Annotated in this window: 21 protein-coding genes; 12 read left to right on the top strand and 9 right to left on the bottom strand. The window is 74.0% G+C overall.

Annotated features, from left to right (window positions below; all coding sequences use genetic code 11):
- The first annotated feature begins 62 nt into the window (after positions 1–62).
- Positions 63–1286 (top strand): hypothetical protein, encoded by a 1224-nt coding sequence (locus tag ACQ452_RS00605; protein WP_433389062.1) that lies wholly within the window; start codon positions 63–65, stop codon positions 1284–1286.
- A 117-nt stretch (positions 1287–1403) separates the two neighbouring features.
- Here the strand turns inward: ACQ452_RS00605 and ACQ452_RS00600 are convergent, their stop codons facing one another.
- On the bottom strand, positions 1404–1994 hold the full coding sequence (locus tag ACQ452_RS00600) for a phosphoesterase PA-phosphatase (RefSeq protein ID WP_433389061.1): 591 nt from the start codon (positions 1992–1994) through the stop codon (positions 1404–1406).
- Between the two features lie 314 nt (positions 1995–2308).
- Between ACQ452_RS00600 and ACQ452_RS00595 the strand changes: the two genes are divergently transcribed.
- The 7 genes from ACQ452_RS00595 (at position 2309) to ACQ452_RS00565 (ending at position 12982) form a co-directional block, all read left to right on the top strand.
- Positions 2309–2851, top strand: a complete 543-nt coding sequence (locus ACQ452_RS00595; protein ID WP_433389060.1) for a hypothetical protein — start codon at positions 2309–2311, stop codon at positions 2849–2851.
- Positions 2852–3517: 666 nt separating this feature from the next.
- On the top strand, positions 3518–4693 hold the full coding sequence (gene pdhA, locus ACQ452_RS00590; protein WP_433389059.1) for a pyruvate dehydrogenase (acetyl-transferring) E1 component subunit alpha: 1176 nt from the start codon (positions 3518–3520) through the stop codon (positions 4691–4693).
- Positions 4693–5682 (top strand): alpha-ketoacid dehydrogenase subunit beta, encoded by a 990-nt coding sequence (locus tag ACQ452_RS00585; protein ID WP_433389058.1) that lies wholly within the window; start codon positions 4693–4695, stop codon positions 5680–5682. Before pdhA ends, ACQ452_RS00585 begins: the two co-directional genes overlap by 1 nt.
- A gap of 5 nt (positions 5683–5687) precedes the next feature.
- Positions 5688–7154 carry a dihydrolipoamide acetyltransferase family protein gene (locus ACQ452_RS00580; RefSeq protein ID WP_433393914.1) on the top strand — a complete coding sequence of 489 codons (1467 nt, stop codon included), beginning with the start codon at positions 5688–5690 and terminating at the stop codon, positions 7152–7154.
- Between the two features lie 249 nt (positions 7155–7403).
- Positions 7404–7541, top strand: coding sequence for a hypothetical protein (locus ACQ452_RS00575; protein WP_433389057.1), 138 nt, complete (start codon positions 7404–7406; stop codon positions 7539–7541).
- A gap of 343 nt (positions 7542–7884) precedes the next feature.
- The gene (locus ACQ452_RS00570; protein WP_433389056.1) at positions 7885–10863 is read left to right on the top strand and encodes an LppU/SCO3897 family protein; all 2979 of its coding nucleotides are present in this window, start codon (positions 7885–7887) and stop codon (positions 10861–10863) included.
- A gap of 277 nt (positions 10864–11140) precedes the next feature.
- Positions 11141–12982 carry an NHL domain-containing thioredoxin family protein gene (locus ACQ452_RS00565; protein WP_433389055.1) on the top strand — a complete coding sequence of 614 codons (1842 nt, stop codon included), beginning with the start codon at positions 11141–11143 and terminating at the stop codon, positions 12980–12982.
- Positions 12983–13026: 44 nt separating this feature from the next.
- On the opposite strand, the gene ACQ452_RS00560 is transcribed toward ACQ452_RS00565, so the two are convergent.
- From ACQ452_RS00560 to ACQ452_RS00550, 3 genes are read right to left on the bottom strand one after another with little or no spacing between them, the layout of a single operon-like run.
- A complete protein-coding gene (locus ACQ452_RS00560; protein ID WP_433389054.1) occupies positions 13027–13776 on the bottom strand; it encodes a LamB/YcsF family protein in 750 nt (249 codons plus the stop codon).
- The gene (locus tag ACQ452_RS00555; protein ID WP_433389053.1) at positions 13760–14617 is read right to left on the bottom strand and encodes a biotin-dependent carboxyltransferase family protein; all 858 of its coding nucleotides are present in this window, start codon (positions 14615–14617) and stop codon (positions 13760–13762) included. The genes ACQ452_RS00560 and ACQ452_RS00555 overlap by 17 nt, the downstream gene beginning before the upstream one ends.
- Positions 14614–15333, bottom strand: a complete 720-nt coding sequence (locus ACQ452_RS00550; RefSeq protein WP_433389052.1) for a 5-oxoprolinase subunit B family protein — start codon at positions 15331–15333, stop codon at positions 14614–14616. The genes ACQ452_RS00555 and ACQ452_RS00550 overlap by 4 nt, the downstream gene beginning before the upstream one ends.
- A 105-nt stretch (positions 15334–15438) precedes the next feature.
- Here ACQ452_RS00550 and trhA point away from each other — a divergent pair, with 105 nt between their 5' ends.
- Positions 15439–16116, top strand: a complete 678-nt coding sequence (trhA, locus tag ACQ452_RS00545) for a PAQR family membrane homeostasis protein TrhA (protein WP_433389051.1) — start codon at positions 15439–15441, stop codon at positions 16114–16116.
- Between the two features lie 118 nt (positions 16117–16234).
- On the opposite strand, the gene ACQ452_RS00540 is transcribed toward trhA, so the two are convergent.
- The gene (locus ACQ452_RS00540) at positions 16235–16522 is read right to left on the bottom strand and encodes a DUF6458 family protein (RefSeq protein ID WP_433393912.1); all 288 of its coding nucleotides are present in this window, start codon (positions 16520–16522) and stop codon (positions 16235–16237) included.
- Positions 16523–16637: 115 nt separating this feature from the next.
- Between ACQ452_RS00540 and ACQ452_RS00535 the strand changes: the two genes are divergently transcribed.
- Entirely contained in the window at positions 16638–17174 is a 537-nt protein-coding gene (locus ACQ452_RS00535) for a SixA phosphatase family protein (protein ID WP_433389050.1), read from the top strand.
- 272 nt (positions 17175–17446) lie between these two features.
- On the opposite strand, the gene ACQ452_RS00530 is transcribed toward ACQ452_RS00535, so the two are convergent.
- From ACQ452_RS00530 to ACQ452_RS00515, 4 genes are all read right to left on the bottom strand, one after another.
- Complete coding sequence (locus ACQ452_RS00530) at positions 17447–17716, bottom strand: DUF6458 family protein (RefSeq protein WP_250792029.1); 270 nt, start codon at positions 17714–17716, stop codon at positions 17447–17449.
- Between the two features lie 599 nt (positions 17717–18315).
- Positions 18316–20172: an acyl-CoA dehydrogenase gene (locus ACQ452_RS00525; RefSeq protein ID WP_433389049.1), complete on the bottom strand. Its 1857-nt coding sequence runs from the start codon at positions 20170–20172 to the stop codon at positions 18316–18318.
- A gap of 116 nt (positions 20173–20288) precedes the next feature.
- A complete protein-coding gene (locus ACQ452_RS00520; protein ID WP_433389048.1) occupies positions 20289–21419 on the bottom strand; it encodes a PP2C family protein-serine/threonine phosphatase in 1131 nt (376 codons plus the stop codon).
- 116 nt (positions 21420–21535) lie between these two features.
- Positions 21536–22174 (bottom strand): septal ring lytic transglycosylase RlpA family protein, encoded by a 639-nt coding sequence (locus tag ACQ452_RS00515; RefSeq protein ID WP_433389047.1) that lies wholly within the window; start codon positions 22172–22174, stop codon positions 21536–21538.
- Positions 22175–22383: 209 nt separating this feature from the next.
- Between ACQ452_RS00515 and ACQ452_RS00510 the strand changes: the two genes are divergently transcribed.
- Both ACQ452_RS00510 and ACQ452_RS00505 read left to right on the top strand, forming a co-directional pair.
- A complete protein-coding gene (locus ACQ452_RS00510) occupies positions 22384–22935 on the top strand; it encodes a phosphoribosyltransferase (protein WP_433389046.1) in 552 nt (183 codons plus the stop codon).
- A gap of 54 nt (positions 22936–22989) precedes the next feature.
- The gene (locus ACQ452_RS00505) at positions 22990–23421 is read left to right on the top strand and encodes an ASCH domain-containing protein (RefSeq protein ID WP_433389045.1); all 432 of its coding nucleotides are present in this window, start codon (positions 22990–22992) and stop codon (positions 23419–23421) included.
- Positions 23422–23466 lie beyond the last annotated feature (45 nt).

Below are 23466 nucleotides of genomic sequence, written 5' to 3'. Positions count from 1 at the left end.
GCCCGCGCACCCGGGGTCGCTCGTAGGGTCCCGAGCGAGGCGGCGGGGCGTAGGGTCGGTGGATGGGAACGCCTCAGACCCCGTACGACGCGGTGCTGCACGCCGCCCGCGACGTGGCCAAGCTTGACAACGCCCTCGACGCGGAGATGCTCGGCGCGGCCCTGCTGGGCAGCGTCTACTCCATCGCCGATACCGAGCGGGACGCCGCCGTCCGGGACTTCGTGGCCGGTTTCCTGGCCGCCACCTCCCGTCGCCGCTCGGCCGCGGCGACCACAATCCGTTCCGTCTTCGCCACCCTGGTGCCCGACGCCGAGGGCGCCGGCCGCGTCCGGCTGGGCGCCGCCACCCCCGCCTGGGCCGCCCAGCTCGGCCGCGTGCGCCTGACCGGCTGCTGGTCCTACGGCGACGTGTACGGCGACCAGACCTCCTACCTGGCGACCTTCGCCTACGACGACCCGGCCGGCGGTCCGACGCACGCCGTGGTGACGCTGCTCGACCACAACGTGGGCATCACCAAGGACATCTTCGTCGGCGGGCCGCCGGAACGGATCCTCGACCAGGTCCGGCAGATGTGCGCCGGCGACGAGCTGACCTGGTTCCGCGACGAGGAGCCGGGCCGGATGCGCGCCGAGGTGACCCGCCACCTCGCGATCACCGACGGCCTGTCCGAGCTGCCCGGGGAGGGCGCCCTCGCCACCGACCGCGCCCTGCTCGGCGCCCGGCTGGCGCGGCTGCCCCGGGAGGCCGGCGTGGCCCGGCCGGCGGCCGACGAACCGCTCTCCGCCGCGGAGCGTACGAAGCTGGTCCGCCAGTTCCTCGCCGCACCGGAGGCGGCCCGGTTCGGCCTGGACAGCGTCGACGGGCCGGAGCTGGCGTCGTTGCACTTCTGCCTCAGCCTGCTGCTGGACCACTCGGCCAGCTTCCCCGACGCCGACCCGTTGCGGTGGAGCCCGGCGGTGGCGGGGCTGTTCCTGCTCGACTGGGTGCACCGGCGCGCGGTGCTGGACATGGACGACGCCGCGCTGCTGCCCCGGGTGCTGCGGGCCTGGGCGGCGTACGCCGCCCGTGAGCGCGGGCTGCCCGAGCAGGCGGCGGCGCAGACCGACACGGCCATCGAGGAGATGGTGCCGGAGTTCGCCCGCCTCTACAGCACGGGCGAACGGCGCAGCCCGGCGACCGCCGCCGTGGCGCAGTTGATGGCCGACGGCGTCGACCCGGACGACCCGGCCGCCCTGGACGCGTGGATCGAGGCCAACCGCCACCGCCTGGCCGACGAGGGCGCCTGACAGCGCCGGTGGCCGTGGCGCGGGTCGCGCAGACCGTCCGGCAGTCGCCTCCGGGGGTGCCAGGCGGTCCGGCAGTCGCCTCCGGGATGCCGGGCGGTCCGGCGCGGCGGGGGCGGTTCAGCGGAGGACGGCGAAGACGAGCCCGGCGATCAGGGCACCGAGCCCGCCACCGGCCACCACCTGGGCGACCGTTTGGTCGCGCAGGCGGACCCGGGACCAGCCGACGAGCGCGAGCAGCGGCACGGTCGCCAGCAGCCCGGCCCCGAACGTGAGCACGAGCACGACCACCGTGCCGGCGGCCACCGCCGAGTGGATCGACAGCTTCCACCAGTGGCTCACCGCCACGGCGACGACCAGGCCGACGAGCCCGGCGGCGGCGAGCGCCAGCACCGGGCGCGGCGCGCCGAGGACCGCGAGCAGGGCCAGCCCGGCGGCGACCGAGCAGAGACCGAACAGCAGGGGGACGCGGCGCTGCTCGCGGACGCCCACGTGGTGGTCGGTCAGCCGCCCCCGGCGCACCCCGCCGACGATGTACGCGAACGGGATGCCGCTGACGAAGAGCGTGGCGAGCAGCCCCCAGGCCAGCCCGTGTGCGCCGCGGGAGCTGTGCCAGCCCACGGCCAGCGTCAGCGCGGAGACCAGCACCGCGGGTGCGGTCAGCTCGGTGACGAACCGGGCGAGCCGGAGGGTCCGGCCGGGTGGCGGCACGGCGGCCGGACTGCTGCGGGGTTGCCCGCCCGTACCGCCCGCTCCGTTCAGCGCCCCGCCTCTGCCGCACCCCGGGCCGCCGCCGGGAACCGTCGTACGTCCGCTCGGCGCACCGACCGGGCCGGGCCGGCGTGGATCACCTGCCCTCGACCGTCACCGTACCCGTGGTCGCCCGCCCTGGCGTCCGGCCTGCCCTGGTTTGCCGGTTCGCGTCGGCGGGCGGGCCCCAGGCCGTGGACACGCCGGGCGCGGGGGTCGCCGTGGGCTCGGGGGTGGCCGTGGGCTCGGGGGCAGCGGTGGGCTCGGGGGCGGCTGTGGGCCCCGGCGGTGCGCCGGGCTCCCCCGGCGGCAGTGAGCGGGTGCTCGTCGGCTCCGCCGAGGTCGGCTCGCCGGTCGGCGTGGCCGTCGCACTCACACTCGCACTGGGGCTCGGCGTGGGATGCGGGCTCGGTGAGGGCTCCGGGGACGGGCGCGGTGACGGCTCCGGGGTGGGACGCGGGGTGGGTGACGGGCGCGGGGTCGGGCTCACCGGGGGCGGTGGGACCGGCCCACCGCGCCTGGGCGGGGGCGGCGGTTTCGGATGCGTCACCGTGCCGGGGTCCGGCGGCGTACGCGGGGCCGCCACGCTCCACCAGTCGCCGGGGGTCACCACGGCGGGGGACGGTTTCGACCCGACGACCGGCGGCCGGTCGGTCGCGGGCGCCGGGATCACCACCGGGCCGACCGAGGGGGTCGGCAGGAACGGGGTGCCGCTGTCCGGCAGGGCCGTGCTGCCGACGGTGGCGGAGCCGGTGCTGATCGCGGCGAGCAGCGGCATCGACGCGGTGCCGGCGAGCAACGCCACGGTGAACAGGTAGCCCCGGGACGGCCCGCCCGAGCCCGGGGCGCGGTGCGCGCCCACCACCGGGCGGTAGCCGCCAGCGCGGTGCCGACCCAGGAAGGGAACGGCATGGTCTCGGCCTGGCTCGGACATCCCGTGCTCCTCCTCGGTTGGCTCGTCGGTGGACGGGCGGCACGGCGACCGGCCGAGCGTTCGGGGACACCGTCCGCACCCCGGGCGGCAAACCACCTCCGACACGGACGATCCCGCGCCAATCAGCCTGGACCAGTGACGCTGGGTCAGCCAACCCCGCACAGCGTGTCGACATGGGTATGTGGCCGAACGGTGACGAATCATCGCCGGATCGGCCGCGCGTCGATGCACCGGACATCGGGCGTCGCATGCCACGAAGCGGACCACCGCCGGGCCGCGGGACGGGCAGAGTGTGGGCGCGCTCACGTGTGATGCGAACATGGACCATGACGGCAACGCAGCCACGACCCCCGCGCACCCTCGCGGCAGGCGCGGCTGGCGCCGGCGCTCCCGAACCGGGTTCGGCCAAGAATCCGGCTCACGCCGCGCGGCAACCCCCACCGGGGCTAGGCGCGGCCGCCAGGAACCCGTCCGGCAGCAGCCGGACAGGCGCACGAGTTGCGCGGCCGGGTCACCCCCGGTGCCGACGCAGACAGACAGGGAGAGACGGATGGCAAAGGGCGACCCCGGGGTCTCCAGCCGCGGCCGACGGGCCGCACCCCGGTCCAAGAAGGGTGCGACCGGCGACCCGCAGTTGGTGCAGTTGCTCACCGCGGAGGGTGAGCGGATCGAGAGCGCGACCGGCCCGGACGGGACCGAGTACCGCGTCGACTTCACCGACGAGGAATACCGCGGCCTCTACCGCGACCTCGTGCTGGTCCGCAAGCTCGACGCCGAGGCCACCGCGCTGCAACGCCAGGGCGAGCTGGGCCTGTGGGCCAGCCTGCTGGGCCAGGAGGCCGCGCAGGTGGGCTCGGGGCGCGCGCTGCGTACGCAGGACATGGCCTTCCCGACCTACCGGGAGCACGGCGTCCTCTACTGCCGGGGCATCGACCCGATCATGCCGCTCGGCCTGTTCCGGGGCGTCGACCAGGGCGGCTGGGACCCGAACGAGTTCAAGTTCAACATGTACACCATCGTGATCGGGGCGCAGACCCTGCACGCGACCGGGTACGCCATGGGCGTCCACATGGACGGCAGGACCGGGACCGAGGACGGCGAGGCGGTGATCGCCTACTTCGGCGACGGCGCCACCAGCCAGGGCGACGTCAACGAGGCGTTCGTCTGGGCCAGCGTCTTCAACACCCCGCTGGTGTTCTTCTGCCAGAACAACCAGTACGCCATCTCGGAGCCGCTGGAGCGGCAGACCCGGGTGCCGCTCTACCAGCGGGCGGGCGGCTTCGGCTTCCCCGGCGTCCGGGTCGACGGCAACGACGTGCTGGCCTCGTACGCGGTGACCCGGCACGCGCTGGACAGCGCCCGGCTCGGCCAGGGCCCCAGCCTGATCGAGGCCTACACCTACCGGATGGGCGCGCACACCACCTCCGACGACCCGACCCGCTACCGGATCGCCAGCGAGGTCGAGGCGTGGCAGGCGAAGGACCCGATCGCCCGGATGAAGGCGTTCCTGACCAAGCAGCAGATCGCCGACGCGGACTTCTTCGCGGACGTCGACGCGCAGGCGCGTACCGAGTCGGTGCACCTGCGCGAGCGGGTGCTCGCCATGCCCGACCCGGAGCCGGTGACGATGTTCGACCACGTCTACCCCCACGGGTCCCCCGAGCTCGACGAGCAGCGGGCGCGGTTCAGCAGCTACCTGGAGTCGTTCGAGGGGAGCGCACACTGATGGCGACGGAGACGCTCAGCATGGGCAAGGCCCTCAACACGGGCCTGCGCAGGGCCCTGGAGGCCGACCCGAAGGTCGTCATCATGGGCGAGGACGTCGGCAAGCTCGGCGGCGTCTTCCGGATCACCGACGGCCTGCAGAAGGACTTCGGCGACCAGCGGGTCATCGACACGCCGCTCGCCGAGTCCGGCATCATCGGCACCGCTGTCGGCCTGGCCATCCGCGGCTACCGGCCGGTCTGCGAGATCCAGTTCGACGGCTTCGTCTATCCCGCGTACGACCAGATCGTGTCGCAGGTGGCGAAGATGCACTACCGCTCGCAGGGCAAGGTCAGGATCCCGATGGTGATCCGGATCCCGTTCGGCGGCGGCATCGGCGCGGTCGAGCACCACTCGGAGTCGCCGGAGGCGTATTTCTCCCACACCGCCGGGCTGAAGGTGGTCTCCTGCGCCAACCCACAGGACGCCTACACGATGATCCAGCAGGCCATCGCCTCCGACGACCCGATCGTCTTCCTGGAGCCCAAGCGGCGCTACTGGGAGAAGGGTCCCGTCGACCTGGAGGCGCCGCTCTCCGGGGCGTACCCGCTGCACTCGGCCCGGGTCGTGCGGCCCGGCACGGACGCCACCGTGCTGGCGTACGGGCCGATGGTGCGGACGTGCCTGGACACGGCGACCGCCGCCGCCGAGGACGGCCGGGAGCTGGAGGTCATCGACCTGCGTTCGCTCTCCCCGCTGGACCTGGGCGCCGCGTACGAGTCGGTGCGGCGCACCGGGCGTTGCGTGGTCGTGCACGAGGCCCCGGGCAACCTGGGCCTGGGCTCGGAGATCGCGGCCCGGATCACCGAGGAGTGCTTCTACTCCCTGGAGTCCCCGGTGCTGCGGGTGACGGGCTTCGACACCCCCTACCCGGCCTCCCGGGTGGAGGAGGAGTACCTGCCCGACCTGGACCGGGTGCTCGACGCCGTCGACCGCACCTTCGGCTGGTGAGCGCCATGTCGCGGATCAAGGAGTTCAACCTGCCCGACCTGGGCGAGGGTCTGGCCGAGGGCGAGATCCTCGCCTGGCTGGTCAAGGTCGGTGACGTCATCGAGCTGAACCAGCCGATCGTCGAGGTGGAGACGGCCAAGGCGGCCGTCGAGATCCCGGCGAAGTGGGCCGGCCAGGTGCAGGCGATCTTCCATCCGGAGGGGAGCACGATCGAGGTCGGCACGCCGATCATCGCGATCGACACCGATCCGGGCGCCGGGCCGATCGAGGCGTCGACGACCGGTGCGCCGGCCTCCGCCCTGCCCACCCCGTCGGCGGCGTCGCTGGCCGCGGTCGAGGTGGCGCCGGCCGAGGGCGCGGTCGAGCCGGGCCTGATCGGCGGTCCCGCCCCGGGTGGGCGTACCGCCGTGCTGGTCGGCTACGGCCCGCGGACCGGGGCGGCCAAGCGGCGCCCACGCAAGGGCGGCACCCCGGTGCCGGCGCAGGCGACGGCCCCGGTCGCTGCCGCGACGGCCCCGGTCGCCCCGGCGCCGACGCCGGTCGCCGCCGCGCCGTCCGACGGCCACGGTCCGGGCGGTCACCCGGTGCTGGCCAAGCCGCCGGTACGCAAGCTCGCCCGGGACCTCGGCGTCGACCTGTCCACGCTGACCGGGTCGGGCCCGCTGGGCTCGATCACCCGGGAGGACGTGCAGCGGGCGGCGAGCGGGGCCACGGCGGCGGCCGAGCCGCTCGCGGTGTCGGCCCCGGCCACGGCGGTCGCCAGCTTCGGCGCGGACCGCGAGCAGCGCATCCCCGTCAAGGGGGTACGCAAGCTCACCGCCGAGAACATGTCCCGCTCGGCCTTCACCGCGCCGCACGTCACGGAGTTCCTCACCGTCGACGTGACCCGCTCGATGAAGGCCCTGGACCGGCTGCGCGGCCGGCGGGAGTGGCGCGACGTGCGGGTCTCGCCGCTGCTGCTGGTGGCCAAGGCGGTGCTGCTGGCGGTCCGGCGGCACCCGATGGTCAACTCGACGTGGGCCGGCGACGAGATCGTCGTCAAGGACTACGTCAACCTGGGCATCGCGGCGGCCACCGAGCGCGGCCTGATCGTGCCGAACATCAAGGACGCCGGCCGGCTCTCGCTGCGCGAGCTGGCGGACGCGATGACCAACCTGGTGCAGACGGCCAAGACCGGCAAGACCTCGCCGGCCGACATGTCGGGCGGCACCCTGACGATCACCAACGTCGGCGTGTTCGGGGTGGACACCGGTACGCCGATCCTGCCCCCGGGCGAGTCGGCGATCCTCGCCTTCGGCGCTGTCCGTGAGCTGCCGTGGGTGCACAAGGGCAAGGTCCGGCCGCGTCAGGTGACCACGCTGGGCCTGTCCTTCGACCACCGGATCATCGACGGCGAGCTGGGTTCGAAGTTCCTGCGCGACATCGGGGACTTCCTGGCGGATCCGGAGGCGGCGCTGCTCGCCTGGACCTGACCGGTCTCGACGCCAGCCACGGCCGGTGCGCACGGGCGGACGCCCCTGCGCACCGGCCGTCCCCGCAGGTGGGGGCGCCGAGACAACAAGGGCCGCCCCGCAGAAGAAACGTAGGCCGAAAGACCCTTTGGCCTTGGATCGTTCGGCTGGTGTCTCAGCTCACCTTCTAATCGATGGAAGTTCGGGCCGTTATGGAGTTCAATAGAGACATCACAAGGGGCTGACAACCGAATAGCCAGGAGGACACCCGTGAGCATGATCGAGCGATTCCGTACCCGCCGCGACGCCAACCGCCGCGCCCGTGCCATCGAGCACGCGCTGCGCTCCGCGAACTCGCCCGCGGTCCGCGAAGAGATCCTCGCCATCGCCCAGCGTCACGTGAGCTGATGCCCGGGAGTGCTTCTCACCTACTCCAGATCGACGACCCGCCCGGTCCGCCCGGGCGGGTCTTCCGTGTTTCACACCGGTTGACACCGGGATTCCACCTCGCCTCAGCGCCCGGTACGGTGGGCTTCGGTCGTCGCCCGCCGACCGGGAGCAGTCGAGTCGATAGAAGCCTCTCGACACCGTCCGGCCACGTGGAGTGACGACCGTGCTCCCCGAGCGCCCTTGGGCGGCCACCGGATACGGTGCGGGGAGCCGGCATGGCCGGTACACCGGCGACGCCGGCCACCCTGCCGGGCAGACCGATCGGCAGCGGCGGCCGACAGGTGATGGAGGAGGCGCACGCATGACGTCCGAGGGCACGCACCACCCCGGCCAGCAGCCGGACGAGGTGTCGCCGGGCGCCGGCGGACCGGCGCCGTACGGCGACCGCCCGGCACCGCAGGACCACGGCTACGGCGCCAACGCCCCCGACCTGGGCTGGGCACCTCCGCCGCCGTCGGGGCGACCGAACCCGCCCAACTGGGACGCCCAGGGTGAGCAGCAGGGGGCCCCCGCGTGGGCTGCCCCGGCACCGCAGCAGCCCGGCCCGGCCCAGCCCGGCCACTGGGGACCTGCCGGCGGCTCGCCGCAGTCGTCCTGGCCGGGCGCGCCGGAGCAGGCCGCTCCCGCCTGGGGCGTCGCCGCCCCGCAGGCCCCGCCCGCAGGGGCGCAGTCCCCGCACCCCACCCCGCAGCCACCACCCGCCGCCGAGCAGCCGCGCGCCGCCGCCGAGCAGCCCGGCTGGGGTCCGCCCGAGCAGGCCGCCCCCGCCTGGGCACCGTCCGAGCCCGCCGCCCGCGGCGCAGCCCGCGTACCGCAGAGCACCCCCGCCCCGCAGCAGTGGCCCGGGCAGGAGGATCCCGCCCGCTCCGACGGCTGGAACACCGGTTCCCCACCGGACGCCGCCGACGGTTGGGCACCGGCGGGCCAGGCCACGCCGGGCGCACCGGGTCATCCGGGTGCCGGGTCCGGACACCAGCAGGACGACCCCAACCGCTCCGGCGGCTGGACCAACGCCGAACAGCAGCAGGGCGAGCAGCCCGGCTGGGGCGCCGACGCGGAACAGCGGCCGAGTGAGCAGCCCGGCTGGGGCGCGGCCGAGCAGGCCGCCCCCGCCTGGGCACCGCCCGAGCCCGCCGCCCGCGGCGCAGCCCGCGTACCGCAGAGCACCCCCGCCCCGCAGAACGCGCCGGCCCCGCCGGCCTGGCCCGGGCAGGACGACCCCCACCGCTCCGGCGGCTGGACCAACGCCGAACAGCAGCAGGGCGAGCAGCCCGGCTGGGGCGGCGACGCGGAGCAACGCCCGGGCGAGCAGCCCGGCTGGGGCGCCGACCACGACGACGCTCCCCGGGGCGGCCAGCCGCAGGGCGACGATTGGCCGGCCCGCGACGAACGACCCCGGGGCGCCGCCGCGCCGCCCCAGCAGTCCGACGAGCGGGACGGGAGCGGCTGGGGCGCCGCAGCGCCCAGCGCCACCCCGCCCGGTCGGGCTTCCGTCGCGGTGCCCGGCGACGGCGGGCCGCCACCGTGGGGAGCCGCTTCGGAGCAGCCGCCGCAGTGGGCCGGCAGCGCCCCCGAGCGTCCGGCCGTACCGGATGTCGAGCCGTGGTCGGCGGACGAGGCGTGGGGCCAGGCCGAGACTGGCGGGCCCGCCCAGAGCCGGACCGGCAGCGGTTTCGAGCCGGAGCAGGCCGGGGAGCCACCGAGGTACCAGCCCGCGCCGGGGCCCGGCATCTCGCCAGCCAACGCGGTACCGCTGCCACCGCAGGAGCAGCGGGTGCCGGGCGCCAGCCTGACCGCCGCCCGCCCGGTCGACTACGACCCGCCGGCCCAGTTCGCCCCGCCGGCCCAGTTCCCTGCGCCGGCCCAACTCGCTGCGCCGGCACAGTTCGCTCCCGAGCAGTCCGGCCGCGACGCCGGTGTGCCGTCGTACGAGCAGGAGCAGCCGAGCTGGGCGCAGGCCGGCTCCCGGCACGACGAACCGCAGCCGTCCGCCGCTTCGGTGATCCCGGCACCGCGCACCTCGCCCGAGGCGGACGTACCCGCCTCGGCGGGCACCGGACCCGCCGCCGGCAGCGTCTCGGCGAGCGCCTCGGTGCCGCTGGCCAGCCGGGTGATGCCGCCGGCCGACCAGGCCCTGCGGCCCACCGGCGGGGCCACGCCGCAACCCCGCGTGTACGGCCGGCCGGCCCGCCCCGAGCCGGCGGACGAGCCGGAGCAGGACGGCCCGAGCGGGCACCAGCCGGAGGCGTCCCGGTTCGACCAGGCGCCGGACAACCGGTTCGACCAGAGCCCGGACAGCCGCTTCGGCCAGCGCCCCGACAACGGATTCGACCCGAGCCGGGACAACGGGTTCGACCAGGAGCCCCGCTTCGGCCAGGGGCCGGACAACCGGTTCGACCAGGAGCCCCGCCTCGGCCAGGGGCCGGAAGACCGGTTCGGCCACGCCCCGGACAACCGGTTCGACCAGGGCTCCGACGACCGGTTCGACCAGGGCCAGAGCAACCGCTCCGACCAGGGCGCGGAAAACCGGTTCGGCCACGCCCCGGACAACCGGTTCGACCAGGGCCCCGAGGCTCGCTTCGACGAATGGGACCGGGCACCGGGCGGCACGGCCGTCTTCGGCGCCGCCCCGGTGGCACCCGCCTCGCCGGACGCGCCGCCAGCCTTCCCGCCGGGCGTGCCGTCCTTCGTCGACGCGCCGGCCAACGACCGGCCCGTCAACGGGGTCCGGCCGCCCAGCGGCACGGACCGGCCCGCCGATCCCTTCGGTTCCCCGGCGGCCGGCGGCGCGCGGCCCGGCTACGGACCCAACCCGACAACCGAACACGCGCCCGGCGGCGCGTTCCCGTCGTCCCCGCAGCAGTCCGGGCCCGCCTGGAATCAGGGCGGCCCGGAGCAGGAGCAGAACCGGTTCGACTCGTTCAAGCCGGCTGCGGAGCCGAAGGCCGAGCCGCCCATTCCCAAGATCCGCAACGGCCGGGTGCTCGCCGCGGTGCTGGTCGCGGCCGTCCTCATCCTGGCTGTTCCGTTGGGCCTGCTCATGCTGCTCGGCAAGGTCAGCAACGACAACTCAGCGCCGGCCTTCGACCCGGCGGTCGGCAGCTGCGTCAAGAAGTCGGGCGAGGGCGCGACGGCGGCGGAGTGCGGCGATGCGGACGCCTTCACCGTGGTGTCCAGGGTGGACGCCAAGGAGAAGTGCGCCGACCTGACCCAGCCGCACGTGGTGCTCCAGGGCGGCGGGGCCAACCGGGTGCTCTGCCTCAAGCCGGCCGGTCAGTAACCAACAGCACGACGGCGGGGCCACGGGAGACCGTGGCCCCGCCGCGTTGGCCCCACCATACGGGCCCGACCATGCCCCGCCGCGCTGGCCTAGTCATGGGGACTGAACAGCCCACAGAGGGGCACTTCCGTACCAAGATCTCCGGTGCGCCTGTCGCGGCGACCACGCCGTCCCGGGGCACCCACCGAGGCGGGGCGCGGAATGAGGCGGCGGTCACGAAGGTCGGCCCGGTCACGGCGTCCGGCCCGGGCCCGCCCGGCATGGCAGGCTGGCGGGCATGGGAACGACACCGCGCGTACGAGCGCCGGAGCTACGCGGCCGGCAGTGGCTGAACACCGGCGGGCGAGAGCTTAAGCTGTCCGATCTGCGCGGCAAGATCGTAATCGCGGATTTCTGGACCTTCTGCTGCATCAACTGCCTGCACATACTCGACGAGCTGCGCCCGCTGGAGGAGAAGTACGGCGACGTGCTCGTCGTCATCGGCGTGCACTCGCCGAAGTTCGAGCACGAGAAGGACCCGGCCGCGCTCGCCGCCGCCGTGGAGCGGTACGGCGTGCACCACCCCGTGCTCGACGACGCCGAGCTGGACATGTGGCAGCAGTACGCGGCCCGCGCCTGGCCGACCCTGTCGGTGATCGATCCCGAGGGTTACGTGGTGGCCACGATGGCCGGCGAGGGTCACGCCGAGGGGCTCGCCCGTCTCCTCGACGAGCTGATCGACGTCCACGAAACCAAGGGCACCCTGCACCGGGGCGACGGCCCGTACGTCCCGCCGGCCGAGCCGGAGACCACGCTGCGCTTCCCCGGCAAGGCGGTGCTGCTGGAGAACGGCAACCTGCTGGTGTCGGATTCCGCCCGGCACTCGCTGGCGGAGCTGGCCGGCGACGGCGAGACGCTGCTGCGCCGGATCGGCGCGGGCACCCGGGGCCGGGCCGACGGTCCGGCCGGGGCGGCCACCTTCTCCGAGCCGCAGGGGCTGTGCCTGTTGCCGGCGCACACCGCCGAGGTGGCCGGCTACGACCTGGTCGTCGCCGACACCGTCAACCACCTGCTGCGCGGCGTACGGCTGGCGGACGGCGAGGTGGTGACGATCGCCGGCACCGGCCGGCAGTGGCGCTCCACGGTCGACGACCACCCGCACGACGCGCTCTCGGTCGACCTCTCCTCCCCGTGGGACCTGGCCTGGTACGACGACAGGGTGGTCGTCGCGATGGCCGGCATCCACCAGCTCTGGTGGTTCGACCCGGTGAAGCGCACCGCCGGCATGTACGCGGGCACCACCGTCGAGGCCCTGCGCGACGGCCCGCTGGCCGAGGCGTGGATGGCGCAGCCGTCCGGCCTGTCGGTCTCCGCCGACGGGCTCCGGCTCTGGGTCGCCGACAGCGAGACCAGTTCGGTCCGGTACGTCGAGGACGGCGTCCTGGGCACCGCCGTCGGGCAGGGGCTCTTCGACTTCGGGCACGTCGACGGGCCGGCGTCGCAGGCGCTGCTGCAGCACCCGCTGGGGGTGTGTGCGCTGCCGGACGGCTCGGCGCTGATCGCCGACACGTACAACGGTGCGGTCCGCCGCTTCGACCCGCGCAGCGACCGGGTCTCGACGGTCGCCGACGGGCTCGCCGAGCCGAGCGACCTGGTGCTCACCCCGGCGGGCGAGGTGCTGGTGGTGGAGTCCGCCGCACACCGGCTGACCCGGCTGGCGCCGGGTGCGCTCTCGGCGGCGGGCGCCAGCACGGTCGACGGCCCCCGGCACCGTACCGAGCGCAGACCCACCGACGTGGCGGCCGGCGAGGTGACCCTGGACGTGATCTTCACGCCCGCGCCGGGGCAGAAACTGGACGACACGTACGGTCCATCGACGCGGCTGGTGGTCTCCGCGTCGCCGCCGGAGCTGCTGGTGGAGGGGGCGGGGACGGGCACGGGACTGTCCCGCCGGCTGGTGGTCGACGGCACGGTGCCCGGCGGCGTACTCCAGGTGACCGCCCAGGCGGCCACCTGCGACGCGGACGTCGAGCACGCGGCCTGCCACCTGACCCGGCAGGACTGGGGCGTACCGGTCCGGGTCGTCGACGGTGCCGCCGCCCGGCTCCCACTGGTGCTCCGCGGCCTCGACGACGCCTGACGCCGGCCGGGCGGGTGCCCTCGGCGCCGAGGGCACCCGCCCGGTCAGGCGAACGGGGCGAGCGTGATGCCCGCGTCGACGAGGGCGGCACGCACCAGCTCGGCGCAGCGGACCGCGCCGGGGGTGTCGCCGTGCAGGCAGATCGACTCGACGGGGCACGGGACGACGGTGCCGTCGATCGCGACGACGGTCCGCTCGGTGGCCATCCGTACCGCCCGGGCGGCCATCTCCTCCGGGTCGGTCACCAGCGCGTCCGGGGCGGTGCGGGGGACCAACGAGCCGTTGGGCAGGTAACCCCGGTCGGCGAAGCCCTCGGCGACGACCCGCAGCCCGGCCCCGGCGGCGAGCTGGGCGAGCACCGAGCCGGGCGGGCAGAGCAGCGGCAGTTGGTCGTCGTACCCGTCGACGGCCGCGACCAGCGCCGCCGCCTGGGCCTCGTCGGTCGCGGCGGCGTGGTAGAGCGCCCCGTGCGGCTTCAGGTAGCGGACCCGGGTGCGGAACAGCCGGCAGAACGCGTCCAGGGCACCGAGCTGGTAGGTGACCTCGTCGCGCAGTTCCGCGTAGTCGTACGCGATGTGTCGCCGGCCGAAACCGGCGAGGTCCCGGTAGCCGACCTGGGCGCCGACGGCGACTCCGCGCTCGGCGGCGCCCTCGCAGACCCGGCGCATGGTGGACGCGTCGCCGGCGTGGAAACCGCAGGCGACGTTGGCGGAGGTGACGAGGTCCAGCAGGGCCGCGTCGTCGCCGAGCCGCCAGGTGCCGAATCCCTCGCCGAGATCAGCGTTGAGGTCCATGGAACCTGACCGTAGTCCCTGGCCGGGCCTGCGCGAGCAGGGTCACGTCGTCCACCACCCCGACGACGGGGTACCCGCCGGTGGTCGGGTGGTCGGCGAGGAAGATCAGCGGCTGGCCGTCCGCCGGCACCTGTACCGCGCCGAGCACGATGCCCTCGCTGGGCAGTTCCCCGGCGACCGCGCGGGGCAGGGCCGCGCCGGTGAGTCGCGCGCCGACCCGGTTGCCCACCGGACTCACCGTGTACGCGGTACCGAACAGCCGTTGCAGCGCGGCCGTCGTGAACCAGTCGTCGCGGGGGCCGAGCCGCAGCGTCAGCCGCAGTTCGGTCGGGGCGGGCGCCACGACTGTGCCGTCCACCGGGGCGGGCGGCCCGGTCGGCGCGCCCAGGGGCAGCCGGTCGCCGTCGCGCAGGGGCGGCGGGCCGAGCCCGGAGAGCGTGTCGGTGGCGCGGCTGCCGAGCACCGGCTCGACGGCGATCCCGCCGCCGACCGCGAGCCAGTTGCGCAGGCCGTCGGGGGGTGGGGCGATCCGCAGCACGGCGCCCGCCGGCACCGACAGGGGCCGGCCCACGTCACCTGGCCGGTCGCCGATCCGGACGGCGGCTGCGACCCCGGTCACCGCGACCGTCGCGGCGCGTGGGAACCGCAGCTCGCAGCCCGTCATCGTGATCTCCAGGCCGGCGGCGGACTCCGGGTTGCCGACGAGCCGGTTCGCCAGCCGCAGCGCCGCCGGGTCGAGCGCGCCGGACCGGGGTACGCCGAGGTGCGCCCAGCCGGGCCGGCCCTGGTCCTGGACGGTGGTCAGCGCCCCGGCGCGCAGCACCTCGACCGTCCCGCTCACGCGGGCACCAGGCGTACCCGGGTGCCCGGGGCGAGCCGGGCCGGCGGGTCGGCGCGCACGTCGAAGAGGACCAGGTCGGTGTGCCCGACCAGCAACCAGCCGCCGGGCGAGGCCGCCGGATAGATCCCGGCGTACGGGCCGGCCAGCGCGACGGAACCGGCCGGCACCCGGGGACGCGGGCTCGGCAGTCGGGGCACCGCCAGTTCGGCGGGGAGCCCGGTGAGGTACGCGAATCCGGGGGCGAAGCCGCAGAAGGCCACCTGGAACGGGGTCCGTCCCAGCCGGTCGACCACCGTCGGCACGTCGACGCCCCAGTGGGACGCGACGACCGGCAGGTCGGCACCGTCGAACGTCACGGGCACCTCGACGGTGCCGCCAACGGCCGGTACGTCCTCGCCGCCACCCGTCCCGCCCGCGGCGGCCCCGCCCGCCGCAACCGCCTGGCCCGTGACGGTGCCCTGGCCCGGGACGGTGGCCTTCTCGCCGGTCGGCGTGGGGGTGGGCGGTCCGGGTGTCCAGGCGGCGATCCGCGCGGCGGTCTCCACCGGGTCGGGCAGGCCGTCGAGCAGGACGGTGGTGGCCGCCGGCACGATCTCGACGGCGGTCAGCTCGCCGTGTTCGCGCCGCCGCCACAGCTCGGCCCACCACGCCTGCACCTGGTCGGCGTCCGCGCAGTCGATCAGCAGGGCGTGCGCCCCGACGGGCCGGATTCGCATTCCGCCATACTCCCCGAACCCGCGAGGCGCCAGTGTCGGCCGGCCGGGCATCCGGTTACCGATCGCACTACTTGAAAGTAACCTACGGTGCCGTAACCTGGTGGGGTGACCACCTCCGCACCGCTTCGACTCAAGCCTGTCGACATCGGTAAGCCCCGGATGCGCGGCTGGCTGCACACGTACGCGTTCTTCGTCGCGGGCGCCGGCGGCATCGTGCTCAGCTCGATCGCCGCCTCCCGACCGGGTTGGGCCCCCCTGGTCAGTTGCCTCATCTACAGCCTCACCGTCTGTGGGCTCTTCGGCACCAGCGCGCTCTACCACCGCCGGGTGTGGTCCGAGCGCGGCTACCAGATCATGCGCCGGATGGACCACTCGATGATCTTCGTATTCATCGCCGGCACCTACACACCGTTCTGCGTACTGCTGCTGGAGCCCCGGCCGGCCACGATCATGCTGACGGTGGTGTGGGGTGGGGCGCTCGCGGGGGTGGCGCTCAAACTGGTCTGGCCGCACGCCCCGCGCTGGGTCTCCGCACCGCTCTACCTGGCGCTCGGCTGGGTCTCGGTCGCGATAGTGCCCGACGTCCTGCACCGGGGTGGTGTCACCGCCCTGGTGCTGCTCGTGGTGGGCGGCGCGATCTACAGCGTCGGCGCGGTCTTCTACGCGCTCCGCCGGCCCAACCCCTGGCCCACCGTCTTCGGCCACCACGAGTTCTTCCACGCCTGCACCCTCGTGGCCGCGCTCTGCCACCACATCGCCATCTACTTCGCCCTCTTCGCCTGAGAAACGCGCGTCGGGGCCCCGCCGGATGGCGGGGCCCCGACGCGCGCAGGTGCCGGGTCAGGCGTGTCGACCGTCGAGCGCTGCGGCGTAGTTCAGGTGTCGGTGGTGCGGTCTCGGGTCAGACGGTACGGCCCGGCCGGCGCACCTCGCGGTACTCCTCCACCACCCGGTCGTCCTGCACCGGCACGACCTGCTCGGCGACCACGCGCTGTCCGCGCGCCGGTGCCGCGACCACGGTGCGGCGGCGCGAGTTCCAGAAGTGCAGGGTTATCAGCAGCGCGGCAACGCCGGCGAGCATCAGCACCCAGCCGACGACGGCCAGGTTGAGCCAGCCGAGATCCGCTTCCACCGCGAACGCGAAGATCGCACCCAACGCGATCAGGAAAATGCTGCCACCAAAGCCCATTTCGTCGCCTCCTCGGCTGTCCACTGGCGTTTCCGTCCGCCGCGGCCATCGGTGAGGTTGCGGCATCCATCGACTTACCCAGGCGGTGTGATCGCCAATCGGGCAAGCTGTGGACATGACGGACGCTGACACCCAGGGACGGACGTTGGTGCTGCTGAGGCACGCCAGGGCCGAACTGCCCGGGGAGACGCCGGACGTACGCCGTCCGCTGTCCGCCCGGGGCCGGGCCGACGCGGCTGCGGCGGGCGGGTGGCTGGCCCGCCACGACCTGCTGCCGGACGTGGTCGTCTGCTCGGCCGCCCGGCGCACGCGCGAAACCTGGCACGACGTGGCGATGGGCATGACCGGGTCGCCGACGGAGGGCGGTTCGGCCGGTCCCGCCCCCGTCGTGCGCTACGAGGCGGACGCGTACGAGGCGGACCCGGAGGACCTGCTCACGCTGCTCCGCAGCGTGGACCCGGCCGCCCGCACGGTGCTGCTGATCGCGCACAATCCGGGCATCTCGCTGCTCTCGGCCCTGCTCGATCCGGAGCGGGCTGACCAGAACGGGATGCGCACGAGCGACGTGGTGGTGCACCGCCTCAGCGTCGACTGGCCGGAAATCGGCCCCCGAAAGGCGCCGATCAGCGACCGCCACACCGCCCGCGGCTGACCTGCCCCGCTGACCACCCGCATTCGGCCACCCTCCCGACCAAAGCGGCCAGCACCGCCGGGGACGGCTCAGCGGCGGGGCACGGGCGGAGCCGGGCCGCCCTGCGGTGACGAGCCCGGGCCACCCGCCGGCTCGACGGTGGCCCGGGCTCGAATGGTCTCGCTTCGAATGGTCTCACTTCGAATGGCCTAGCTCGGATGATGCCGGCTCGCGGATGATGCCGGCTCGCGGATGATGCCGGCTCGCGCTGCGTCCGCCGGAGTGCGGGTCGCTCAGGACGGCGGCGCCGTCGGCGGCGGTGGGTCGGGCGGCGGTGGCATCATCGCGGTCGGATGCGAGAGCCGGTTCTCCTCGACGATCAGCGTCCGCGCCCGCTTGCGACGGTCCTGCCAGAACCAGAGCGTGGTGAGCAGGACGCCCAGGCCGGCCAGGATGAAGACCCAGCCGACGGCACGTAGGTCGATCCACCAGACGTTGGCTCTGATGGCGAAGGTGAGGATCGCGCCGATCGCGATCAGGAAGATTCCGCTACCAATGCCCATGTGCGCTGCACTCCCCCGTGCGGTGGCTCTGGGCGTTCTCTGACGTGGCCTCGCGACGGTTACCCGTCACGCCGCCGGGCTACCCGGATGATGTCCCCGAATAGCCAGCGCGGCTCACGTCGGCGAATCCCCAACGGCGCTTCGCACACCGCAGAGGGCGCAGCCACCACTGTCAGTAACCGCCCCCTCCTTCCGCATGGCGTAACCCTGCGTAGCTGCCGCCACAAGGCACCCAGGGCGCACCTGCACACCAAGATTCGGAGAATCATCATCAATTCGGGCATTACGCCGCGCTACGAGGCCTCGCCGCCCCACCCCCCTCAGGCCCTTTGCTCTGCACCCACGGACGCACCGGTTACTTCTGGTAGCTGTTGCGTCCGTGGGTGCAGAGCAAAGGGGGAGAGTGGTGGGTCGGCTGGGCGGAAGGCACACCACGTGGCGTGACCGCCGTATCGCCCGCGTGTATGGGGCGGGCAGACGGGAGGCCGGGCCGCGGGCGGACGACGACGGCCGGCGGGCTGCTGCGCCCACCGGCCGTCGTGCCGATCACTGCCGGGTCGTACCCGACTCCGCCGCGCCGTGGCGCGATGCGGCCTGCCTCAGAAGGCCTCCTCCGGGAGGTCCATGATGTCCAGCTCGGTGCCCTCGATGATCCGCCGATCGGAGCCGATGCGGGGCAGCACCTCGCGGGCGAAGAACCGGGCCGCGGCCACCTTGCCGGTGTAGAACGCCTTGTCGCTGGCGGAAACCTCGCCGGCGAGGGCCTTCAGCGCCACGTCGGCCTGCTTCTGGAGCAGCCAGCCGACGACGAGGTCGCCGATCGCCAGCAGGAAACGACGGCTGCTCAGGCCGACCTTGTAGAGCGCCCGGGTGTCGCCGGCCTGCGCCTCGCCCAGCCAGCCGGTCAGCACGCCGACCATGTTCTGGATCTCGGCGAGCGCCTTGCCCAGCGCCTGCCGCTCCTCCTTGAGCTGACCGTTGCCGGCCTCGGTCGTGATGAACTCCTGGATCTCGCCGGCGACCGCCATCAGGGCCTTGCCGTTGTCCCGGACGATCTTGCGGAAGATGAGGTCCAGGCTCTGGATCGCGGTCGTGCCCTCGTAGAGGGTGTCGATCTTCGCGTCCCGGACGTACTGCTCCAGCGGGTAGTCCTGCAGGAAGCCGGAGCCGCCGAAGGTCTGCAGCGACTCGTGGCCGAGCAGCTCGTACGCCCGCTCCGAACCGACGCCCTTGACCAGCGGAAGGAGCAGGTCGTTGACCCGCTTGGCAAGCTTGGTCGCCTTCTCGTCGCCCGCCGCCTCGGCGATGGCGACCTTGTCCTGCCAGGTGGCGGTGTAGCAGACCAGGGCGCGCAGACCCTCGGCGTACGACTTCTGCAGCATCAGCGAGCGGCGTACGTCCGGGTGGTGGGTGATCGTGACGCGCGGCGCGGTCTTGTCGGCCTGCATGGTCAGGTCGGCACCCTGCACCCGGCTCTTGGCGTACTCCAAGGCGTTGAGGTAGCCGGTCGAGAGCGTGGCGATGGCCTTCGTGCCGACCATCATCCGAGCGCTCTCGATGATCATGAACATCTGCCGGATGCCCTCGTGCTTCTCGCCCAGCAGCCAGCCCTTGGCCGGTACGCCGTGCTCACCGAAGGTCACCTCGCAGGTGTTGGAGACCTTCAGGCCCATCTTGTGCTCGACGTTGGTGGCGAAGACGCCGTTGCGCTCGCCCAGCTCGCCGGTGTTCTCGTCGAAGTGGTACTTCGGCACCACGAACAGGGACAGGCCCTTGGTGCCCGGGCCGCCGACGCCCTCGACGCCGACCGGGCGGGCCAGCACGTAGTGGATGATGTTGTCGCTCAGGTCGTGCTCAGCGGACGTGATGAAGCGCTTCACGCCCTCGATGTGCCAGGAGCCGTCGGGCTGCTGGACCGCCCGGGCGCGACCGGCGCCCACATCCGAGCCGGCGTCCGGCTCGGTGAGCACCATCGTGGAGCCCCACTGCTTGTCGACGAAGAGCTTCGCCCACTTCTTCTGCTGCTCGGTGCCCTCGACCTGCAGCACGTGCGCGAAGGACGGGCCGGAGGCGTACATCCAGACGGCGGCGTTGGCACCGACGATCAGCTCGGCGAGGGACCACACGAGCGCCCGGGGGGCGTTGCTGCCGTCCAGTTCGGCCGGGAGCTCCAGCCGCCAGAACTCGGAGTTCATGTACGCCCGGTAGGACTTCTTGAAAGATTCCGGCAGTGGCGCGGTGTGCGTGGCCGGGTCGAAGACCGGCGGGTTGCGGTCGCTGTCCGTGTAGCTGGCGGCCAGATCCTCCCGGGCCAGGCGGTCGACCTCGGCGAGGATGTCGCGTGCGGTGTCGACGTCCAGGTCCGAGTAGGGAGCCTGGCTGAACGTCTGGTCCGCCCCGAAGACCTCGAAGAGGTTGAACTCGAGGTCCCGAAGGTTGCTCTTGTAGTGGGTCATGCTCGCTGGCCCCGCTTCCGGACAGGTGTTACCGATCAGTAACCCCGACTCTATTACCAGTGGGTAGGCAGCGACAAGCCGCCGGTCGGAAGTGACGGCGATTACACACTTCCGGCTCAGCTCTCGGCCGCGCCGACCTCCCAGCTCGGTACGGCCACAGTCGTGGCGCCACGCGTGCCCGTGTACTCCATCAGGACCAGGGCGATGTCGTCGTCGAGGCGACCGTGCACCCACTCGACCAGGGCGGTCTCCAGGGAGGCGAGCCCGTCGCCGACGGTGCCGTGGCCGAGCAGCCGCCAGGCCCGGTCGGCCGTCGGGAAGAACTCGCCGTCCCGACGCGCCTCGCCGAGCCCGTCGGTGAAAAGCAGCAGCCGGTCGCCGGGCTCCAGCCGCTCGACCCGGGGGCGGACCACGGGCATGAAGCCCAACGGCGGGGCGGGGGCCGGCGGTTCGAGCGGGATGACGGCGCCCCGGCGCAGCAGCAACGGCGCGGGATGGCCACAGTTGACGATGGTGAGCGTCCCGCCCCGCTCCTCGACGAGCGCGGCGGTGACGAAGTCCTCGTCGCCCACGCTCCGCGCCACCGCCCGGTCCAGGTCGGTCACGACGGCCCGCAGGTCCGCCCGCTCGTACGCCACGTGCCGGTACGAGCCCAGCACGATGCTGGCGAGCCGGACCGCGTCGAGGCCCTTGCCCCGCACGTCACCGATGATCATCCGTACCCCGTACGGGGTGTCGACCGCCTCGTACAGGTCACCGCCGATCTCGGCCGTGGCGGTGGACGAGATGTAGCGGGCCGCCACCGACAGCGTGCCGACCTGCGGACCGAGCGGGCGCAGCACGGCCTGCTGGGCGACCGAGGCCAGCCGGGACAGCTCGGCGATCCGCTCGGCCTGGCGCTGCCGTACGGCTGCGGTGGCCACCGCGACCGCGCTGCCGAGCACGATGCACCCGACGGCCACCGCGGCGGGGAGCGCCGTGCTGGCCGTGGCCCGCATCGCGAAGCCGGCCCCGAGGGCCGTGGCCGCCAGTCCCACGCCGAGCGTGTTGCGCCACGACGCCAGCGCCGCGGTCAGGAACGGGGCGACCACCATCAGCGCGATGTAGTTGGCCGGCCGGCCGTCGGCCGACTCCACGGCCGAGACGATCGCGAGCAGCGCGAAGGCCGCGCCGAGGCCGGCGCGGGATCCTGGGCTCAGCGGGCCGAGGCCCGACTGGAAGGGTCGCGTGCGTACGAGGGACAGCATGCCTGATGGACCCCGATCGGGTGAATGAGCCGGGCCCGTCGGTCCGAGGATGTTTGCCCCCGGGGATGCCCGCGCCGGGTCGATCGTGTTCCCCGGCCGGGCGCCGCCGGGCGCGGTCAGCCGAGCACCTCGTACCGGACGTCGACGTGGCCGGCGCCGAGCGAGGCGATCTCGGCGAACGCGGCGCGGGACAGGTCCAGGCAGCGGCCCTCGATGAACGGGCCGCGGTCGTTGACACGTACCGTCACGGACCTGCCGTTCGCCGGGTTGGTGACCCGCACCCTCGTGTCGAAGGGCAGGGTCTTGTGGGCGGCGGTCAGCGCGGACGGGTCGAAGTTCTCGCCGTTGGCGGTGAGCTGCCCCTCGGCGTAGAACGACGCGCCGCACGAGCCGCTGTCGACCACCGGAGCGCTGCTCTTCTTCGGCGCGGTGGGCTTCGGCGCGGTGGTCTTCGGCGCGGTGGTGCGCGGCTTGCTCCGCGACGGGGCCTGGGTGGCGCGGGTGACCGTCGGGCTGGCGGTCGCGCTCGGCGACGCGCTGGCGCTCGGCGGGCCGGCCGGCGAGCTGGCAGCGGCGCTGCTCGGCGCGTCGGTGGGCGCGAGGTCGACGGCGGCCGGCCGGGTGGTCTGCGCGCCGGAGGTGAGTTGGACGGCGCCGAAGGTGCCGCCGACGGCGAGGGCGACCCCGACCGCCGCGGTCGCCGCGATGCCGGTGGGAGAGGAGAACATGCGGGTACGGGAGTGCCTGCCAGCCACCGGCCCGGTCCTTTCGTCGTCTGAACAAACCGGGTCGGACCGTAACGAGAGAAGCACATCCGAAGTCAACGTGATCATGGTGGTATGACCGTAATTGCAGTGATACGTGTAGCCGATCATCCGACCCTGGGTGGGCCGGGTGGGCACCGGCAGCGGGCGGCTGCCGGGCGGCTCGCCCGGGCCGGGCCACGTGGCGCAGGATGGGGCGCATGCCCGCCGAGCTGAGCGCACGTCTCGCGGCGCTGGTCCGGTGGATCGATCCCGGCCCCGGCGCCACCCACCTGATCAGCGACGTCTCCGGCTGGTGGCGGGACCCGGAGGTCCTTGCCCGGCTGGGGCCGGCCCTCGTGGAGCCGTTCCGGGCGGCCCGGCCGACGGTGGTCGTCTCGCCAGCGGTCACCGGATACCTGCTCGGTCCGCTCGCCGCGACGGCGCTCGGGGTGGGTTTCGTGCCGGCCCACAAGCCGGGCGACGGCCGGCTGCCCGCCGGGCCACTCACCTGGGCGCGGAGCCCGCCGGACTTCCGGGGCCGACGGGTCGACCTGGCCGTCCGGGACCACGGCCTCGGCCCGGGCGACCGGGTGCTGGTGGTGGACGACTGGGTCGCGACCGGAGCGCAGGTCCGCGCGCTCTACGAGATCTGCGTCGCGCGGGGTGCGGAGCCGGTCGGCACGGCCACGGTCGTACTCGACTGCCCCCCGCCGGTCGCCGCCGAGTTGCGCGTCCGGGGGCTCGTGGCCGGCGGGGACCTGCGGGCTTGACCCGGGGTGGAATTGCCGCGACGGGTGGTCGGCACCGGCGGTACCGTCGGCAGGATGTGGCCTCGGATCGGTGGACTGCGCACCCTCGCCCTCGGCACCCCCGGTGAGCTGCGGGCACGGCTCAACGCCCTGGTGCTCGCCGGGGTGAAGACGGCGACCGCCGGGCTGAGCACCGAGTACGCCGCGGAGGGCGAGGAACTGGAGCACGCCGGCGAGCGGCTGGCCCTCGTCGACGACGGGGACGTGTTGGTCGGCGTCGTGCAGGTCACCGGCGTCGAGGTGGTCCGCTTCGCGGACGTGCCGTGGGACTTCGCCCGCGCGGAAGGCGAGGGCGACCGCAGCATCGAGGAGTGGCGCGAGGGTCACGCCGCCTACTGGGCGCGGGTCGGCAGCCCCGTCACCGCCGACAGCGAGGTTGTCTGCATCCGGTTCCGGTTGGTCTCCGGCGCCTACGGCGGGATCACCACCGGCGACCTCGGCACCTGAACCCCTCGGCGCGACGCGCCCGTCCGCACGCTCGGCGCGACGCGC

The organism is Micromonospora sp. KLBMP9576, assembly GCF_050941805.1.
Lineage (GTDB): Bacteria > Actinomycetota > Actinomycetes > Mycobacteriales > Micromonosporaceae > Micromonospora.
This window is presented reverse-complemented; position numbering and strand designations above follow the sequence as displayed.

Excerpts from the sequence above, each read along its gene's own strand:
- ACQ452_RS00605 (WP_433389062.1), top strand. The coding sequence starts at position 63 with ATGGGAACGCCTCAGACCCCGTACGACGCGGTGCTGCACGCCGCCCGC.
- pdhA (WP_433389059.1), top strand. The coding sequence starts at position 3,518 with ATGGCAAAGGGCGACCCCGGGGTCTCCAGCCGCGGCCGACGGGCCGCA.
- ACQ452_RS00585 (WP_433389058.1), top strand. The coding sequence starts at position 4,693 with ATGGCGACGGAGACGCTCAGCATGGGCAAGGCCCTCAACACGGGCCTG.
- ACQ452_RS00580 (WP_433393914.1), top strand. The coding sequence starts at position 5,688 with ATGTCGCGGATCAAGGAGTTCAACCTGCCCGACCTGGGCGAGGGTCTG.
- ACQ452_RS00570 (WP_433389056.1), top strand. The coding sequence starts at position 7,885 with ATGACGTCCGAGGGCACGCACCACCCCGGCCAGCAGCCGGACGAGGTG.
- ACQ452_RS00565 (WP_433389055.1), top strand. The coding sequence starts at position 11,141 with ATGGGAACGACACCGCGCGTACGAGCGCCGGAGCTACGCGGCCGGCAG.
- ACQ452_RS00560 (WP_433389054.1), bottom strand. The coding sequence starts at position 13,776 with ATGGACCTCAACGCTGATCTCGGCGAGGGATTCGGCACCTGGCGGCTC.
- ACQ452_RS00550 (WP_433389052.1), bottom strand. The coding sequence starts at position 15,333 with ATGCGAATCCGGCCCGTCGGGGCGCACGCCCTGCTGATCGACTGCGCG.
- ACQ452_RS00540 (WP_433393912.1), bottom strand. The coding sequence starts at position 16,522 with ATGGGCTTTGGTGGCAGCATTTTCCTGATCGCGTTGGGTGCGATCTTC.
- ACQ452_RS00535 (WP_433389050.1), top strand. The coding sequence starts at position 16,638 with ATGACGGACGCTGACACCCAGGGACGGACGTTGGTGCTGCTGAGGCAC.
- ACQ452_RS00530 (WP_250792029.1), bottom strand. The coding sequence starts at position 17,716 with ATGGGCATTGGTAGCGGAATCTTCCTGATCGCGATCGGCGCGATCCTC.
- ACQ452_RS00525 (WP_433389049.1), bottom strand. The coding sequence starts at position 20,172 with ATGACCCACTACAAGAGCAACCTTCGGGACCTCGAGTTCAACCTCTTC.
- ACQ452_RS00520 (WP_433389048.1), bottom strand. The coding sequence starts at position 21,419 with ATGCTGTCCCTCGTACGCACGCGACCCTTCCAGTCGGGCCTCGGCCCG.
- ACQ452_RS00510 (WP_433389046.1), top strand. The coding sequence starts at position 22,384 with ATGCCCGCCGAGCTGAGCGCACGTCTCGCGGCGCTGGTCCGGTGGATC.
- ACQ452_RS00505 (WP_433389045.1), top strand. The coding sequence starts at position 22,990 with ATGTGGCCTCGGATCGGTGGACTGCGCACCCTCGCCCTCGGCACCCCC.